Origin of the sequence: Bradyrhizobium betae (assembly GCF_050632175.1) — a bacterium.
GTDB lineage: Bacteria > Pseudomonadota > Alphaproteobacteria > Rhizobiales > Xanthobacteraceae > Bradyrhizobium > Bradyrhizobium betae_B.
In genome coordinates this window covers 2,393,871-2,408,666 of the sequence record NZ_CP192576.1, presented here as the reverse complement: position 1 = coordinate 2,408,666, position 14,796 = coordinate 2,393,871, and the positions used below count along the sequence as shown (strand labels likewise).

Annotated in this window: 10 protein-coding genes and 4 pseudogenes; 6 read left to right on the top strand and 8 right to left on the bottom strand. The window is 64.9% G+C overall.

The features are described from left to right. Nucleotides 1-8: 8 nt before the first annotated feature. Nucleotides 9-1,170: pseudogene (gene cyoA, locus ACQ86E_RS11715) on the bottom strand (ubiquinol oxidase subunit II). 181 nt (nucleotides 1,171-1,351) lie between these two features. Here cyoA and ACQ86E_RS11710 point away from each other — a divergent pair. Continuing rightward, a pseudogene (locus tag ACQ86E_RS11710) lies at nucleotides 1,352-2,681 on the top strand (MFS transporter). A gap of 140 nt (nucleotides 2,682-2,821) precedes the next feature. On the opposite strand, the gene ACQ86E_RS11705 reads toward ACQ86E_RS11710, so the two are convergent. Both ACQ86E_RS11705 and ACQ86E_RS11700 read right to left on the bottom strand, forming a co-directional pair. Beyond that, on the bottom strand, nucleotides 2,822-4,213 hold the full coding sequence (locus ACQ86E_RS11705; protein ID WP_431206449.1) for a M48 family metalloprotease: 1,392 nt from the start codon (nucleotides 4,211-4,213) through the stop codon (nucleotides 2,822-2,824). A gap of 131 nt (nucleotides 4,214-4,344) precedes the next feature. Beyond that, a pseudogene (locus ACQ86E_RS11700) lies at nucleotides 4,345-5,144 on the bottom strand (thermonuclease family protein). 245 nt (nucleotides 5,145-5,389) lie between these two features. Here ACQ86E_RS11700 and ACQ86E_RS11695 point away from each other — a divergent pair. The 3 genes from ACQ86E_RS11695 to ACQ86E_RS11685 all read left to right on the top strand — a co-directional run bounded on the left by ACQ86E_RS11695 (nucleotide 5,390) and on the right by ACQ86E_RS11685 (nucleotide 8,274). Continuing rightward, nucleotides 5,390-6,598 (top strand): ABC transporter substrate-binding protein, encoded by a 1,209-nt coding sequence (locus ACQ86E_RS11695; RefSeq protein ID WP_431205518.1) that lies wholly within the window; start codon nucleotides 5,390-5,392, stop codon nucleotides 6,596-6,598. Nucleotides 6,599-6,733: 135 nt separating this feature from the next. Beyond that, on the top strand, nucleotides 6,734-7,522 hold the full coding sequence (locus ACQ86E_RS11690; RefSeq protein ID WP_431205517.1) for an enoyl-CoA hydratase: 789 nt from the start codon (nucleotides 6,734-6,736) through the stop codon (nucleotides 7,520-7,522). Nucleotides 7,523-7,524: 2 nt separating this feature from the next. Beyond that, nucleotides 7,525-8,274: a hypothetical protein gene (locus ACQ86E_RS11685; protein ID WP_431205516.1), complete on the top strand. Its 750-nt coding sequence runs from the start codon at nucleotides 7,525-7,527 to the stop codon at nucleotides 8,272-8,274. A gap of 167 nt (nucleotides 8,275-8,441) precedes the next feature. Here the strand turns inward: ACQ86E_RS11685 and ACQ86E_RS11680 are convergent, their stop codons facing one another. The 3 genes from ACQ86E_RS11680 to ACQ86E_RS11670 are packed head-to-tail and all read right to left on the bottom strand — an operon-like array spanning nucleotide 8,442 to nucleotide 11,518. After that, nucleotides 8,442-9,260 carry an enoyl-CoA hydratase/isomerase family protein gene (locus tag ACQ86E_RS11680; RefSeq protein WP_431205515.1) on the bottom strand — a complete coding sequence of 273 codons (819 nt, stop codon included), beginning with the start codon at nucleotides 9,258-9,260 and terminating at the stop codon, nucleotides 8,442-8,444. A gap of 17 nt (nucleotides 9,261-9,277) precedes the next feature. Beyond that, nucleotides 9,278-10,438 (bottom strand): acyl-CoA dehydrogenase family protein, encoded by a 1,161-nt coding sequence (locus ACQ86E_RS11675; RefSeq protein WP_431205514.1) that lies wholly within the window; start codon nucleotides 10,436-10,438, stop codon nucleotides 9,278-9,280. An 18-nt stretch (nucleotides 10,439-10,456) separates the two neighbouring features. Next, on the bottom strand, nucleotides 10,457-11,518 hold the full coding sequence (locus ACQ86E_RS11670) for an acyl-CoA dehydrogenase family protein (RefSeq protein ID WP_431205513.1): 1,062 nt from the start codon (nucleotides 11,516-11,518) through the stop codon (nucleotides 10,457-10,459). A 258-nt stretch (nucleotides 11,519-11,776) separates the two neighbouring features. Between ACQ86E_RS11670 and ACQ86E_RS11665 the strand changes: the two genes are divergently transcribed. Further along, a complete protein-coding gene (locus tag ACQ86E_RS11665) occupies nucleotides 11,777-12,562 on the top strand; it encodes an SDR family NAD(P)-dependent oxidoreductase (protein ID WP_431205512.1) in 786 nt (261 codons plus the stop codon). Nucleotides 12,563-12,691: 129 nt separating this feature from the next. Here ACQ86E_RS11665 and ACQ86E_RS11660 read toward each other — a convergent pair whose 3' ends face one another. Both ACQ86E_RS11660 and ACQ86E_RS11655 read right to left on the bottom strand, forming a co-directional pair. Continuing rightward, nucleotides 12,692-12,964 carry a GlsB/YeaQ/YmgE family stress response membrane protein gene (locus ACQ86E_RS11660; protein ID WP_431205511.1) on the bottom strand — a complete coding sequence of 91 codons (273 nt, stop codon included), beginning with the start codon at nucleotides 12,962-12,964 and terminating at the stop codon, nucleotides 12,692-12,694. Nucleotides 12,965-13,004: 40 nt separating this feature from the next. Beyond that, nucleotides 13,005-13,606 (bottom strand): annotated as a pseudogene (locus ACQ86E_RS11655) (YidB family protein). Nucleotides 13,607-13,764: 158 nt separating this feature from the next. Between ACQ86E_RS11655 and ACQ86E_RS11650 the strand changes: the two are divergent. Then, nucleotides 13,765-14,790, top strand: a complete 1,026-nt coding sequence (locus tag ACQ86E_RS11650) for a 2-dehydropantoate 2-reductase (protein WP_431205510.1) — start codon at nucleotides 13,765-13,767, stop codon at nucleotides 14,788-14,790. Nucleotides 14,791-14,796: the final 6 nt, after the last annotated feature.

Genomic DNA, 14,796 nt, shown 5'->3' with positions numbered 1-14,796 from the left:
GGATCTCTTTAAGAATCTGACTTCGGACGCTGTCCGAGGAAGAAGGACGAGGACTTCAGCGGCGTGAAGGTCGGCCGCTTCAGGCCGGCGCCGAGGAGGGGCGCGGTGTCGACGGGGGCCGTGATGGACGCCGTGGTCTTGCCTTGCGGCGCATCGGGCGTGCAGGTGCCGGCGACGAAGGTCGGCTCGGGCCCGAGCGCGCTGCCGCGGCGGGCATATTTGTCGTAGGCCAGCGGCAGCGTGTTGTTCAGGCCCTCGTGGCCATTGCCGCCCTTGGCGTCGATCGCCATCATCTCGCTCTGGCACATCTTGCCGGTCTCGACGCACATGTTGAGGATCAGGCGATAGAGATCGGGATCGATCGTGCCGTAGCGCCGCACCGGCTCGTTCTGGCTGGGCTTCTCCAACTGGAGATATTCGGCACGGCCGAGCGAGCCGCCGGCCGATTTGGCCTGCGCGACCCAACCGTCAAAGCCCTTGTCGTCGAGGCCCTGGAAATTGAAGTGCATGCCGGAGAACCCGGCGCCGCTGTAGTTCGCCGAAAAGCCCTTGTAGGTGCCGGCGTGGTTCACGACGGCGTGGAGCTTGGTCTCCATGCCCGGCATCGCGTAGATCTGGCCGGCCAGCGCGGGGATGTAGAACGAGTTCATCACCGAGGACGCCGTGATGCGAAAGTTGATCGGGCGATCGACGGGCGCGGCGAGGTCGTTGACGGTGGCGATGCCGTAGTCCGGATAGATAAAGAGCCATTTCCAGTCGAGCGCGACGACGTCGACCTCAAGCGGGGCCTTGGACTGGTCCACGGCGCGGTCCGCATGGATGCGGCCGAGCGTGCGATAGGGGTCGAGCAGATGCGTGCCCATCCAGGTCAGCGCGCCCAGGCAGATGATGATCAGCAACGGCGCCGACCAGATCACCAGCTCGAGCCGCAGTCGAGTGGTCCCATTCCGGCTCGTAGCGGGCCGTGTTGTTGGACTGGCGGTAGCGCCAGGCGAACACCACCGTCAGCGCCATCACCGGGAGGACGATCAGGAGCATGAGGACGGTGGAGATGACGACGAGGTCGCGCTGCTGGGCGGCGATATCGCCGGCCGGTGCCAGTACAACGTAGTTGCAGCCGCTGAGCGCGACCGCCAGGGGTAGTAGCGCCAGGATCTTGAGACGAGACACGGACCAAGCCTTTGAGAATGAGTTTCCTTTGCGGGGCCAACGGGTAGCTGCGGCGCAGCAATCCGGACATTGGACAATTTGTCCAATGTTGCACTGCGGAATGTTGGTCCAGACACGAGCGGATTGCCTGGCGCCCCGCCGGGCGGTCGGCTTTGGTTTCCAAGACGTTAAGGGCGCGCGAATGGCGACGGCACAGACCCCCGCAATGGCAGACATCCACTCGGGCGAGCACGGCCACGACCAGGCCAGTCCCGGCGAGATCGCCATCGGCGTCATCATCGGCCGCACGTCGGAATTCTTCGACTTCTTCGTCTACGCGATCGCCTCGGTGATCGTGTTTCCGCGCCTGGTGTTTCCGTTCACGAGCGCGCTGAACGGCACCTTCTATTCTTTCATGATCTTCGCGCTGGCTTTCGTTGCGCGCCCGCTCGGCACCGTCATTTTCATGACGGTCGACCGGGAGTACGGCAAGACGGCCAAGCTGATCTCGGCACTGTTCCTGCTCGGTACCGCCACCGTGGCGCTGGCGTTCCTGCCCGGCTATTCCGAGATCGGGAGCGCCGCGATCTGGCTGCTGGCGCTGGCGCGTATCGCGCAGGGTCTGGCCTGGGGCGGTGCCTGGGACGGCATGGCCTCGCTTCTCGCGCTGAACGCCCCGGCTTCTCAGCGCGGCTGGTACGCGATGGTGCCGCAGCTCGGCGCCCCACTCCGGGCTGATCGTGGCGAGCGCGCTGTTCGCCTATTTCGCCGGCAATCTCTCGGCTGACGATTTCTTCGACTGGGGCTGGCGCTATCCGTTCTTCGTCGCCTTTGCCATCAACGTGGTGGCGCTGTTCGCGCGCCTTCGCATGGTGACGACGGAGGAATATGCCTCGCTGTTCGAAACCCGCGAATTGCAGCCCTCGCGCATCTCCGAGACTGTCGCGCGCGAAGGCCAGAACATCATGCTCGGTGCGTTCGCGCCGCTCGCAAGCTTCGCGCTGTTCCACATGGTCACGGTGTTTCCGCTGTCATGGGTGTTTCTGTTCACCCGCGAAAGCCCCGTGCGCTTCCTGATCATCGAAATGGTCGCGGCCGTGTTCGGGGTTGCCGCGATCGTGGCCTCCGGCGTCATCGCCGACCGTGTCGGCCGAAAATCGCTGCTGATGGGCTCGGCCATCGCAATCGCGGTCTACAGCGGCTTTGCTCCGCAGCTGCTCGATGCCGGTGCGTTCGGCGAGACCATCTACATGGTGATCGGCTTCATCCTGCTCGGCCTGTCCTTCGGCCAGTCCTCCGGCGCGATCGCCTCGAACTTCAAGCAGGCGTATCGCTACACGGCCTCGGCGCTGACCTCGGACATGGCCTGGCTGTTCGGCGCCGGCTTCGCCCCGCTCGTCGCGCTGCTGCTCGCCACCAATCTCGGCGTCATCGCCTCGGGTGCCTATCTGCTCTCGGGCGCGTTCTGGACCTTGCTCGCGCTCTGGCTCAGCGGCCAGCGCGAGGCCGGCGATATGGACGCGGGCCGATAGTTAGTCCCAAGCTGCGGCTTCAAAACAGAGCTAGCAGGGTGGGCAAAGGCGCGTAGTGCCGTGCCCACCATCTCTCAATTATCATGATAAAATTGGTGGGTACGCTTCGCTTTGCCCACTCTGCGGCACCGATCGTTACGTCAATCCGCTACGATCTTCACGCGATCGCGCACCTTCACCTGCGCACTGCGATCGAGCCCGTTCAGCACGCGAAAACGTTCGGCGGGGTGATCGACGCTGGCCATGCGGTGGGAGAGCGATTCCACGGTGTCGCCGGGCTGAACGGTGATGACCTTGATGCGCAGCGGGCGCGCGGCCTGGATCTCGTCGAGGGTCAGGCGGCGGAACGAATTGACGGTCTCGCGCGCGTTGCGCTCGCTCTCGGTCGACTTCTGCCGTGTCGCGAAGATGAAGCGATAGACGTCGCTGCCGAAGCGCAGCGCATAGACCTTGAACTGCCACTGGTCGCCCTTGGCGGTGGCGGACGCCGCCGGAAAACCGTTGATGGTGATGTCCTCGATGGACGCCTTCTCGACGCCTTCCATCCAGCCCGAGTTCAGGTAATCGCCGAGCGACTGCTCGGCCGGTACGCGCACGACGTCGAAACGCATCGCCTGCGAGCCGCCGTCGCGCACGCCGATCACCGCCTGCGCGGTATTGTCGAGCGTGAAATTGTCCGGCGCCTGGAAGGTGAAGCCGAGCTTGGGATGCAGGAACCGCCGGCCGCGGACGAAACCCTCGCTGGGATCTTCGCCATAGACGAGATTGTCGATCGCGGCGAGATAGGTCTCGCGGTCGCGCTCGCCCCCTTCAGGAGCGACGTATTGCCGTGCGATGGTCTGCGCGTTCTGCACCCGCTCCGGGGTCGCCGGATGCGACGAGGTGAAGTCCTGCGCGCGCGGATCGAGCGAGGTCTTGCCGGCCTTCAGCTCGGCATTGCGCTCCATCGCCGACAGGAAGCGCGCGGCGCCATAGGGGTCGAAATGGGCCTTGGCGGAAATGCCGACGCCGATGCCGTCGGCCTCGAACTCCTGCTTGCGCGAAAAGCTCGCCATGGTGAGCTTGGTCTTGGCGAGCGCGAGCGCGGTCAAGTCGGGATCGTTGCTCATGTCGGTGACGACGCGGGTGACGACCGCGGCCTGGCGGGCCTGGTCCTCGCGCATCGCGGCGTGCTTGGACAGCACATGCGCCATCTCGTGGCTGAGCACGGAGGACAATTCCGACGTGTCGCTCGCAAGCGCAAGAAGTCCGCGCGTGACATAGAGCTGGCCGTTCGGCAGCGCGAAGGCGTTGACGGCGCCGGAGTTGAGAATGGTGACCTTGTAACCCTGGTCGGGACGGTCGGAAGCCGCAACGAGCCGGTCCACCGTCTTGCTGACGAGCGATTCGAGCCTGGGATCGTCATAGGTGCCGCCATAGCTGGCCAGGATGCGCTCGTGCTCCTTCTCGGTGGCGGGGGTCTGCGCGACCGCCGGCTTCGGCTTCGGCATCGCGACCGTCTGGGTCGGCATCGCGGCCTGGAAACGGCCCATATCGCCGCAACCGGCAAGGGCTGTGCCCAGCACGAGGCAAAGCGCGGCCGGCGCAGCCCGCAGGCGGCGGCAATCACCTCGTCCGTGCCGTTCTAGCACCCCATTCACGTCGCTTAACCCGTGCCTGGCCCCTAGGGCCTTACCCCTGTCGGCTCGATTGCGCCCAGCAACTCGACCTGTCCCACCCGGAGCACATCGATACGCGGCCCCGTATTCCCCTCGACCCAGCCCCGGACGCGAACACGTCGATTTTCCAGGGACTTAAGGGATATCCCGGCGCTTTCGAACGCCGGCAGCATGCGCTTTGAAATAGTCACGGCAAAGCCGCGTGTCCAGTTCCGTCCGAAGTTGAGGTAGGTCACTGCCCCAGCTTGCCGGACCGACAGGACTTTGCCTTCGACCACCATAAAGCGCCCTATCCCGGCCAAAATATCGTCCGGACTTTCCGCGTTTTTTATGGCCGACGGGTCAGTCCAATTGCCCTTTTTTCGCGCCGCGCCTCGGCCTCCGACGCCATCAGGGCCGCTGCGCAGTCCCTGTCGGTGATTTCGGCCGAGACGACCGCGTCGCCCCGGGCGAGGAGGGCGGCCTGCACCGAGGTATCGCTTTCGCGGGCAAAGACCAGCGCGGCCTGGCGGCCATAGCGGTCGGGCGTGTCGTCAGTGCTCCGCAGCGTGACGTCGCGGCCGGCAAGCAGCGCTGTCAGCGCCGGCTTCGTCGTTGCGGTTGGCTCGATGCCGGTAAGGCGAACCTCGCGGCCATCATCGAGACGCACGCTACGCGCATCGACGATTGCGGCGACGCGGCCTTCGCCTTGCGTTTCGAATTGGCACGGCGCGGCGAACGCCGTGCGACCTGCGACGAAAAGAAATGCGACGATGAGATGAAGCAGTCGCGTCACGGCGCCCGGAGAGGTTGCGTTACGCGCCAGTCTTAACTCAAGCGTGGCGAAGCGCGAAGAGGCTTCTCAGGCCACGTCATTGCGAGGGCAGCGCTCGCAATGACGTGGAAACATTTATTCGTACCTGACCATTCCGCTTTGCGGGAAATCATACGCCGAACATGCGGCCTCTTCGCACCTGCGCTTGCTGCGCTCTTGCGCATGCGGCATGATTGCGGCAACAGCCATAATCAAGCGCCCAAAGAGTTCGGCGCGATCAGGGAGGTCACTTTACGATGAAGAATATTTTGTCGGGCATTTTTGCCGCAGCGTTTGCTCTGAGCGCGAGCGCCGCCGCGCAGGCCCAGGACAAGCCGCCGCTCAAGATCGGCGGCATCCTCGATATGTCGAGCCTTTACGCAGATATCACCGGCCCCGGCAGCGAGACTGCAGCCAAGATGGCAGTCGAGGATTTCGGCGGCGAGGTACTCGGACGCAAGATCCAGGTGCTGGCCGCCGACCATCAGAACAAGGCCGATCTCTCCGCCAACATCGCGCGCGACATGCTCGACAATCAGGGCGTCGAGATGATCTACGACGTCGCGGCCTCGGCGACCGCGCTGGCCGCCGGCGAGATCGCGAAAGCACGCAACAAGATCATCATGTTCAACGGTCCGGGCTCGATCCGTCTCACCAACGAGGCCTGCGGTCCCTACACCATCCATTACGTGTTCGACACCTACGGACAGGCCAACGTGACCGGCCTTGCAGCCGTGAAGACCGGCCTCGACACCTGGTTCTTCCTCACCGCCGATTACGCCTTCGGCCAGGACCTGGAGAAGGACACCAGTGCTGTCGTCACCAAGACCGGCGGCAAGGTGCTCGGCAGCGTACGCCATCCGCTCAACACCTCGGACTTCTCGTCGTTCCTGCTCCAGGCGCAGGCCTCCAAGGCCAAGGTGATCGGCCTCGCCAACGCCGGCGGCGACACGGTCAACGCGATCAAGCAGGCGGCCGAGTTCGGCATCACCAAGGGCGGCCAGAAGGTCTCGCCGCTGCTCGCCTTCGTCTCCGACATCGACTCGATCGGGCTGGAGACCGCGCAGGGTCTGCTGCTCGCCGAAGCGTTCTACTGGGACCTCAACGACGACACCCGCGCGTTCTCCAAGCGCTTCATGGAGCGCACCAAGCGCGTGCCGACTTCGGCGCAGGCCGGCGTCTATTCCTCCGTCACCCACTATCTGAAGGCCGTGAAGGCGGCGGGCACGACTGACGCGGCCGCGGTCATCAAGGTGATGAAGGAGACGCCGATCAACGACTTCTTCGCAAAGAACGGCAAGATCCGCGAGGACGGCCGCATGATCCACGACATGTACCTGTTCGAGGTGAAGAAGCCGTCGGAGTCCAAGGGCCGCTGGGACGACTACAAGCTGCTCGCCACCGTGCCCGGCAGCGAGGCGTTCCAGCCGCTGGAGCAGTCGCGCTGCCCGCTGGTGAAGAAATAGGCTTCGTCATTGCGAGCGAAGCGAAGCAATCCAGAGATGTTTCCGCCAGAGACAGTCTGGATTGCTTCGTCGCTTCGCTCCTCGCAATGACGGTCTGGTGATAGCTCGATCGAACAACAACAAGGGAGACGTCCCATGAACGACATGGTCCTGCAAAAGCTCGAAGGCGGGCTGCTCACCATCACCATGAACAGGCCGGAGCGAAAGAACGCGCTCAACCCCGAGATGGTCGCAGGATTGGTCGAAGCGGCGCGGCGCGCGGCCGATGATCCCGAGGTGCGCGCGGTGCTGTTCAAGGGCGCGGGCGGCTCGTTCTGCGTCGGTGGCGACGTCAAGTCGATGGCGGCGGGCCGTGCGCCACTGCCGTTCGAGGTGAAAATGGCGAATTTGCGCCGCGGCATGGAGGTCTCGCGCATCCTGCACCAGATGCCGAAACCCGTGGTGGCACAGCTCGACGGTGCAGCGGCCGGCGCCGGCCTGTCGATGGCGCTGTCCTGCGACCTGCGCATCGCGTCCGAATCCTGCAAGATCACCACCGCTTTCGCCAAGGTCGGATTCTCCGGCGATTACGGCGGTACCTATTTCCTGACCCAGCTGCTCGGCAGCGCGCGGGCGCGCGAGCTCTATCTGATGTCGCCGGTGCTATCAGCGAAGGACGCGCATGCGATCGGCGTGGTGACCAAGGTGGTGCCCGATGCCGAGATCGAGACGGCGGCGCACGAACTCGCGCTGTCGCTGGCGCAGGGCCCCTCGATCGCGCTCGGCTTCATCAAGCGCAACATTAACAACGCCGAGCATCTGCCGCTGGAGGATTGCTTTGACGGCGAAGCGATCCACCACACCCGCTGCAGCGACACCGAGGATCACAAGGAGGCCGCAAAGGCCTTCGTCGAGAAGCGCAAGCCGGCCTTCAAGGGGGCATGACGATGGCGCCCTACATGCGGCTGCGGCAGATCTGCCTGGTCGCACCGCAGCTCGCGCCGGTGATCTCGGACATCGCCGAAATCATGGGCCTCGCGGTCTGCTACCGCGACGGCAACGTCGCCAAATACGGCCTGGAGAACGCGCTGCTCCCGGTCGACACGATTTTGCTGGAGGTGGTGGCGCCCTTCAAGGACGGCACCACGGCTGGCCGCTTTATCGAGAAGACCGGCGGCCGCGGCGGCTACATGGCAATCTTCTGCTGCAACGATCCGGACGAGCGCGGCCGCAACGCCAACGCGTTTGGCGTTCGCACCGCCAACGTGATCGACCATGCGCCCTATCACGGCGTGCAGCTCCATCCCCGCGACTGCCGCGCCGCCTTCATCGAGTTCAACCACACCGAAGGCAGCGACGACATTCTTGGCGCCTATCCGCCGGCGGGTCCCGATTGGCAGAAGTTCATCCGCAAGGATCTGACGCAGGCGCTGACCGCGGTGGAGATGCAAAGCCCCGATCCGCAAGGGCTGGCGGAGCATTGGGGCAAGATCATCGGTGTTGCGCCAAGTGGCGATGCCGAACTGAAGCTGCCCAATGCGACCTTCCGCTTCGTGAAAGGCGGCAGCGAGATCATGAGTGCGCTGGAGTTTCGGGTGACCGATGCCGCGAGCGTGCTGCATGCCGCGAAGGCGAGGGGGCTCGCAGTGGCAGGGGACGAGTTCTTGTTGGGCGGGGTGACGTTCCGCCTAAGCTAACGGCTTGCCGGCGCTTCCCATCTCCCCTTGCGGGAGAGAGTGGATCGCCGCAAAGCGGCGAGACGGGTGAGGGGTCCTTTCCGCCCGGGAAGTTTCGCTCGGAAAGAGAGACCCCTCATCCGGCGCTTCGCGCCACCTTCTCCCGCAAGGGAGAAGGAAGAAAGAGATCACCTTCCCTTGAAATTCGCCGCGCGCCGCTCTTCCGTCGCCTTTACGCCTTCCTTGAAGTCTTCCGTTGCGCGCAGTCTCGTCTGCTCGGCGAGTTCGTGATTGGTCGCGGCCATCACGCGGTCGGCGAGGTTGGCGCGCATCGTGGCGCGGGTCGAGAGAAGGCCGAGCGGGGAGCACTCCGCGATCTCGGCGGCGAGCTTCATCGCGGCTGATTTCACCTGGTCCTGCGGCACCAGCTCGTTGGCAAGGCCCCATTTGTAGGCTTCTTCGCCGGTGACGCGGCGGCTGGTGTAGAACATCAGCTCCGCGTTGTTCTTGCCGATCAGCTCGGGCAGCGTCGTGGTCAGGCCGAAGCCGGGATGGAAACCGAGTTTCGTAAAGTTCGCGGAGAAGCGGGCTTCGGGGCAGGTGACGCGGAAGTCAGCCGACACCGCGAGGCCCAGGCCGCCGCCGATGGCGGCGCCTTGCACGGCCGCGACGATCGGCTTCTTGGCGCGGAAGATGCGTACCGCCTGGATGTAGAGATGGTTGATCGCGCCGAGGCTGTCGGCCGGATCGCCTTTCGCTGTCTTCTCGGCCTCCCGCGCTTCCTGCGCCTGCCGGGCCGGGTCGCCGAAATTGGCACCGGCACAGAACGCCTTGCCTTGTGCCGAGAGCACCGAGGCGCGGATCTCGATGTCGCGGTCGAACTCGTCGAGCGCGTCCGCGATCTGGTTGATCAGCGAGATGTCGAAGAAGTTCAGCGGCGGACGGCGGATCTCGATGGTGCCGACGTGGCCGACTTTTTCGACGCCGATATCTGTATAGGTGCTCATGACGATCCTCGATTGAATTAGCGCAAGCCCAAGCCGCGCGCGATGATGCCGCGCAGCACCTCGGTGGTGCCGCCCTGGATGGTGAGTTTGGGGGCGGTCTTGATGGCGAAGTCGAGTTGCCGCTCCAGCGTCTCGCGATTGGTCGCGGTCTCCTCGACGAAAGCGGCGAGATCGCGCACGCGATGCGGAAGCTGCTGCTCCCAGACCGTCCCGATGTCCTTGACGATGGAGGCCTCCACCACCGGCTCCTTGCCGGCCTGAAGCATGCCGGCAACCGAGACCGACATGCGCCGCATGGTGTGGAGCTGCGCCACGAGCCGGCCGATGCCTTCGGCGCTGCGCGTATCAGGGTTGGGGCCGACCGCGCGAACCAGTTCGGTCAGCACATAATAGGTCTCGAGAAAACGCTCGGGGCCCGAGCGCTCATAAGCGAGTTCCGACGTCGCCTGCTTCCAGGCGCCATCGACCTCACCGAGGACGTGATCCTCAGGCACGAAGAAGTCGGTGAAGACGACCTCGTTGAACTCGTACTGGCCGGTGATCTGGCCGATCGGGTTCACCTGGATACCGGGCTGCTTCATCTTGACCAGAAACTGCGTCAGGCCGTGACGACGGTTTTCCTTGGTCGGCGGCGAGGTCCGGAAGATCGCGATCATGTAGTCGGCGATGTGCGCCGACGAGGTCCAGATCTTGGTGCCGTTGATGAGATAGCCGCCGTCGGTCTTGGTCGCGCGCGTCTTCGCGGCGAACAGGTCCGAGCCGGAGTTGGGCTCGCTCATGCCGATGGCGAAGCAGATCTCGCCGCGGCAGATGCGCGGCAGGATATCCATCTTGATATGCTCGGGCGCGTATTTAATCAGCACCGGCCCGCTCTGACGATCCGCCACGAAGAAGCGTCGCGTCGGCGCGTTGGCCACGCGCATCTCCTCGGTCACCACGTAACGTTCGAGGAAGGAGCGCTCCTGGCCGCCATATTTCTTCGGCCACGTCATGCCCAGCCAGCCCTTGGCGCCGACCCGGCGGGAGAATTCCGGCGCGTCGGTGTCTTCGCGGTTGGGCTTGTGCGGGTCGAAGGTGCTGGCGGCGATCTCTTCGGCGAGGAACGCGCGGACTTCCTTGCGCAATTGCTCGCACTTCTCGGGCAGGCGGATCGGATCGAAACGGAGGGCAGCGGTCATTGTTGTCTCGTCTCCTGATCAGCGCGACGCCACGAGCGGCCACAATTCGTCGGCACCACGGCTTGCGACCAGCTTGCCGAGTTCGACGGCCCAATGGCTCTCCGAGCCGAAATCGTCGCGCCAGGCCAGCGCCCGCAGTGAGTAGCGGTGCAGGATGTGCTCGATGGTGAAGCCGATCGCGCCGTGGACCTGATGCGCGATGGCGCCACCCTTTTCCGCGGCTTCGGCGCAGCGGATCTTTGCGGAGGCGGCTTCGAGGTAGACGGCGTCGTCGAACGATTTTGCATTCGCGATCGCGTCGGCCGCGGAGGTCGCGGCCGCGAGCGCCGCGGCAGACTCGCCGGCAAGTCGCGCGAGATTGTGCTGCACCGCCTGGAACTTCGAGATCTTCTTCTCGAAGGCGACGCGCTCGTTGGAGTAGCGCACGGAGATGTCGAGCATCGCTTCCAGCGCGCCGGCGATCTGAAGGCTGCGCGCAACGCCGCCCATCAGCATCAGATGGGTCTGGTCGACGCCCCTCACGGCCTTGATGGTGACGGGCTGGATCTTGTCGAGCGTGACGGTGTCGCTGTGGTCGTAGCCGACATTGAGGCCGGATTCGATCCTGCCCTTGCCGGCGTCCACCAGCGCGATGGAGACGCCATCCTTGCCATGTGCCAGCACCGCAAAGTGCCTGGCCGCCTTTGCGAAGGGTACGCCGCGAGCACGGCCGGAGAGCGCGCCATCGGCATCGAGCGTGATGCGGTCTCTTGGAGAGGCCGGCAGCACCGTCATCTCACCTTCCGGCGAGCTGATCTTCGCCTGCGCCAGCAGCCAGCCGGCGAGCATCGTTTCGGCCAGGGGAACTGCGACCGCGAAACGGCCGGCGGCGTTCAGCAGCGCAAAGCCGTCGGCGAGGCTCGCACCGGAGCCGCCGAGATCGTCCGGCACCCATGACAAGGGCAAGCCGGCTTCGCTCAGCGCCTGCCACAGCGGCGCCTGCCACGAATCCTTCTTGTCGTTGTTGATCGTCTGCGGGTCGGCGAGATCGGCGAAGATTTTCTCCGCGGTCTCGACGACGATATTGTCACTCTCCGCCACAGCGTTCCCCGTGTTTTGCCATTGGCGCGGTCCGCCCGATGGGCCGGCGCGCGGTCTCTTCTTGCGCCCGATGATCGGAAAAAGCCATGGCCCTGACAAGCGTTGATCGCAGGCCCATCTGCGGCCCTGGCATGGGCGCGAGGATCGGTCGAGGACCAGTCTGGACTAATTCCGCTTAGCGGAGTTTGCTCGATTTGCAGCGCGCGGCAAACTCGCTAAAGAGGTCGCCGATATTCAATCAAGGGGAAGGACATCCGGATGGCAAAAGACAGTCTGTGCGCAATCGTGACGGGGTCTGCATCCGGGCTGGGTGCAGCGACCGCGGAAATTCTCGCACGGAGCGGGGCGCGGCTCGTCATCAACTATTCGTCGAGCCAAAAGGAAGCCGAGGCCACGGCAGAGCTCTGCCGCAAGGCCGGGGCCGCGGAAGTGCTGGTCGCGCAGGGCGATGTCTCGAAGGATGAGGATTGCCGCAAGATCGTCGCGGCCGCCAGCGGCTGGGGCCGGCTCGACATCCTGGTCAACAATGCCGGCACCACCAAGCATGTGGCTCACGCCGATCTCGACGGATTGTCGGCGGAGGATTTCCAGCGCTTGTACGGCGTCAACACCATCGGCCCGTTCCAGATGGTGCGCGCGGCGCGCAGCCTGCTCGAGGCCGGGTCGAAAGCCTCGGAGCGGCCGTCGGCTGTGGTCAACATCTCCTCCGTTGCCGGCATCAGCGGCGTCGGCTCGTCGATCGCCTATGCCGCGAGCAAGGGCGCGCTCAACACCATGACGTTGTCGCTGTCGCGCGCGCTGGCGCCGCTGATCCGCGTCAACACGGTATGCCCCGGCTATATCGACACGCCCTGGTTCACCAAGGGCCGCGGCGAGGCCGGCGCCAAGCAGGTGCGTGACAGCGTGGTGGCCAAGGTGCCGCTCAAGGTCGCCTCGACCGCCGACGACATCGCGCAGCTCGTCTGCTTCCTGGCAATGCCGGCGTCCAGCAACATGACCGGTGAGGTCGTGCGGATGGATGCGGGGATGCATTTGATTACCTAATTCGTCATTGCGAGCGGAGCGAAGCAATCCAGAATCCCTCCGAGGGAATAGTCTGGATTGCTTCGTCGCAAGAGCTCCTCGCAATGACGATGAGGAGGCAGATGGGCCTTCTCACGCGACGGCTGGTCGCTATCCCTTGATCACGCCGCTCGCCACCAGCCGGTGCCAGATGAACAGCACCACCACGGCGCCGATCGTGGCCATGATGAAGCCGGCGCCCTGATCGGGGCCGTAATGCCCGATCGCCTGGCCGATGAAGGTTGCCAGGAACGCCCCGACAATCCCGAGGATGGTGGTGAGGATGAAGCCGCTCGGGTTGTTCGGTCCCGGCGCAAGCCAGCGCGCGATGAGGCCGGCGACGAAGCCGACGACGATGATCCACAACAGGCCGCCGAAACTCATGACAATGTTTCCCTTCCGGAATTCCCAGACCAGACGTCTGTTAGATTCTGCCCGTGAGCTCGCTTTCGGTCGGCAGTCGCCCTTCCGGCGTCAGGTGATCGACGACCTTCGGCAGATACTGGCTGAGGCCGGAGAGCAGTTCGTCGCGCGACAGGCCGCTCTGGGCTGACAGGCTCTCGATCTGGTCGGCGCCCAGCGCCTTGGCCAGATCGTCAGGCGCGATCGCCTTGTTTTCGCCCTTGCCGACCCAGCTATTGGCGGTCTCGCCCTGGCCGCCGTGCTGGAGCTGGTTGAGAAGATCGCCGAGGCCGCCGCTGAGCACGCTGCCGGCCGCGCCGCCCGCGAGCAGGCCGCCGAGGCCGCCCTTCAGGAGATCACCGAGGCCGCCGCTTCCACCAAGTGCGCCGCCGAGGCCACCGCCCGCGCCCGCATTCACAGGCGGGGGAGGTGCGTCGGCGTCGGGGACGTTTGCGGCGCTGTGCCGGGCTGGCCCGCTGTCAGATGCTTGAAAGCCTTCCAGGCGAGCAGGCCGAGCAGCGCCATGGTCATTGGTGACATGCCGCCGGAGGATTTCTCAGAGCTTGGCGTGCTCGGACCGCGCGGGCCGTTCTGCATGCCGTTGAGGACGTCGAGTAAACCCATGGCGTTCTCCCTTGGCGATCTCTTGCCGAAAACAAGCCCCGTTTGAAAACATATGAGGCTCTCATGACGGATACAAGGCGATTGCACCGCAACCGTTCCATGGGCAGCAGGCCTCTCCTCTGCTATCGAAGGCGTGTCATTCAGGGAGTTGAGGCCTGGTGGTTACGGATCGACCGATCGTGGTGGCCGGCGCGGGTGCCATCGGATGCTTCGTCGGCGGCATGCTGACGGCCGCCGGTCGCCGCGTCGCGCTGCTGGCGCGGCCGCGGGTGAAGACCGAGATCGAGCGGTTCGGCCTGCGGCTGACGGATTTCGACGGCTCCGAGAAAAAGTTGGGCGCGGGCCAGCTCGCGCTGTCGGAGGATGCTTCGATCCTCCACAGTGCCGGGATCGTGCTGGTCACGGTGAAGAGCGCCGACACTGCCGATGTCGCGGACCAGATCGCGCAGCATGCGCCGCAGGATGCCATCATTATCTCCCTGCAAAACGGCGTCGGCAATGTCGCGGTTCTGCGCGAGCGCCTTGGTGAGCGTGTTGGCGGCCGCCGCGTGCTCGCCGGCATGGTGCCGTTCAACGTGATCGCGATGGGCGAGGGGCGCTTCCATCGCTCGACCTCCGGCGATATTCATGTCGGCGAAGACGAGGCGAACACGGCCGCGGCGCTCTCGGTGCCCGGCCTCACGATGCGCGCCAGCCGCGACATCGACGGGGTGCAATGGGGCAAGCTGATCATCAATCTCAACAACGCACTCAGCGCGCTGTCCGACATGCCGCTCGCCGCGCAACTGGCGAACCGGGACTGGCGAAGATTGTTCGCCGACCAGATGGCGGAGGGCCTGGCTGCGCTGAAGGCGGCCGGCATTGCGCCGGTCTCGGCGACGCCGATCCCGGCGAACTGGACGCCGACCTTGCTGAAGCTGCCGGACGTGATCTTCAATGCGATCCTCGGACGCACGATGAAGATCGATCCGGAGGCGCGCTCGTCGATGTGGCAGGATCTGAAGCTGGGCCGCAAGACCGAGATCGACTACCTCCAGGGCGCGGTCATTGCTCTTGCCGAGCAGAACAATATCAGCGTGCCGCTGATGCGCCGCATTGTTGCGCTGATCAAGGAGGCCGAGACGGCAGGCAACGGCCCGCCGCGACTGACGCCGCACCAGATCCGGGGCGTGGCTTTAAAGTGATGGAGG

What these genes read in the sequence shown, in the direction of transcription:
- ACQ86E_RS11705 (WP_431206449.1), bottom strand. Translation starts at nt 4,213, where the DNA reads ATGGGCCGTTTCCAGGCCGCGATGCCGACCCAGACGGTCGCGATGCCG.
- ACQ86E_RS11695 (WP_431205518.1), top strand. Translation starts at nt 5,390, where the DNA reads ATGAAGAATATTTTGTCGGGCATTTTTGCCGCAGCGTTTGCTCTGAGC.
- ACQ86E_RS11690 (WP_431205517.1), top strand. Translation starts at nt 6,734, where the DNA reads ATGAACGACATGGTCCTGCAAAAGCTCGAAGGCGGGCTGCTCACCATC.
- ACQ86E_RS11685 (WP_431205516.1), top strand. Translation starts at nt 7,525, where the DNA reads ATGGCGCCCTACATGCGGCTGCGGCAGATCTGCCTGGTCGCACCGCAG.
- ACQ86E_RS11680 (WP_431205515.1), bottom strand. Translation starts at nt 9,260, where the DNA reads ATGAGCACCTATACAGATATCGGCGTCGAAAAAGTCGGCCACGTCGGC.
- ACQ86E_RS11675 (WP_431205514.1), bottom strand. Translation starts at nt 10,438, where the DNA reads ATGACCGCTGCCCTCCGTTTCGATCCGATCCGCCTGCCCGAGAAGTGC.
- ACQ86E_RS11665 (WP_431205512.1), top strand. Translation starts at nt 11,777, where the DNA reads ATGGCAAAAGACAGTCTGTGCGCAATCGTGACGGGGTCTGCATCCGGG.
- ACQ86E_RS11660 (WP_431205511.1), bottom strand. Translation starts at nt 12,964, where the DNA reads ATGAGTTTCGGCGGCCTGTTGTGGATCATCGTCGTCGGCTTCGTCGCC.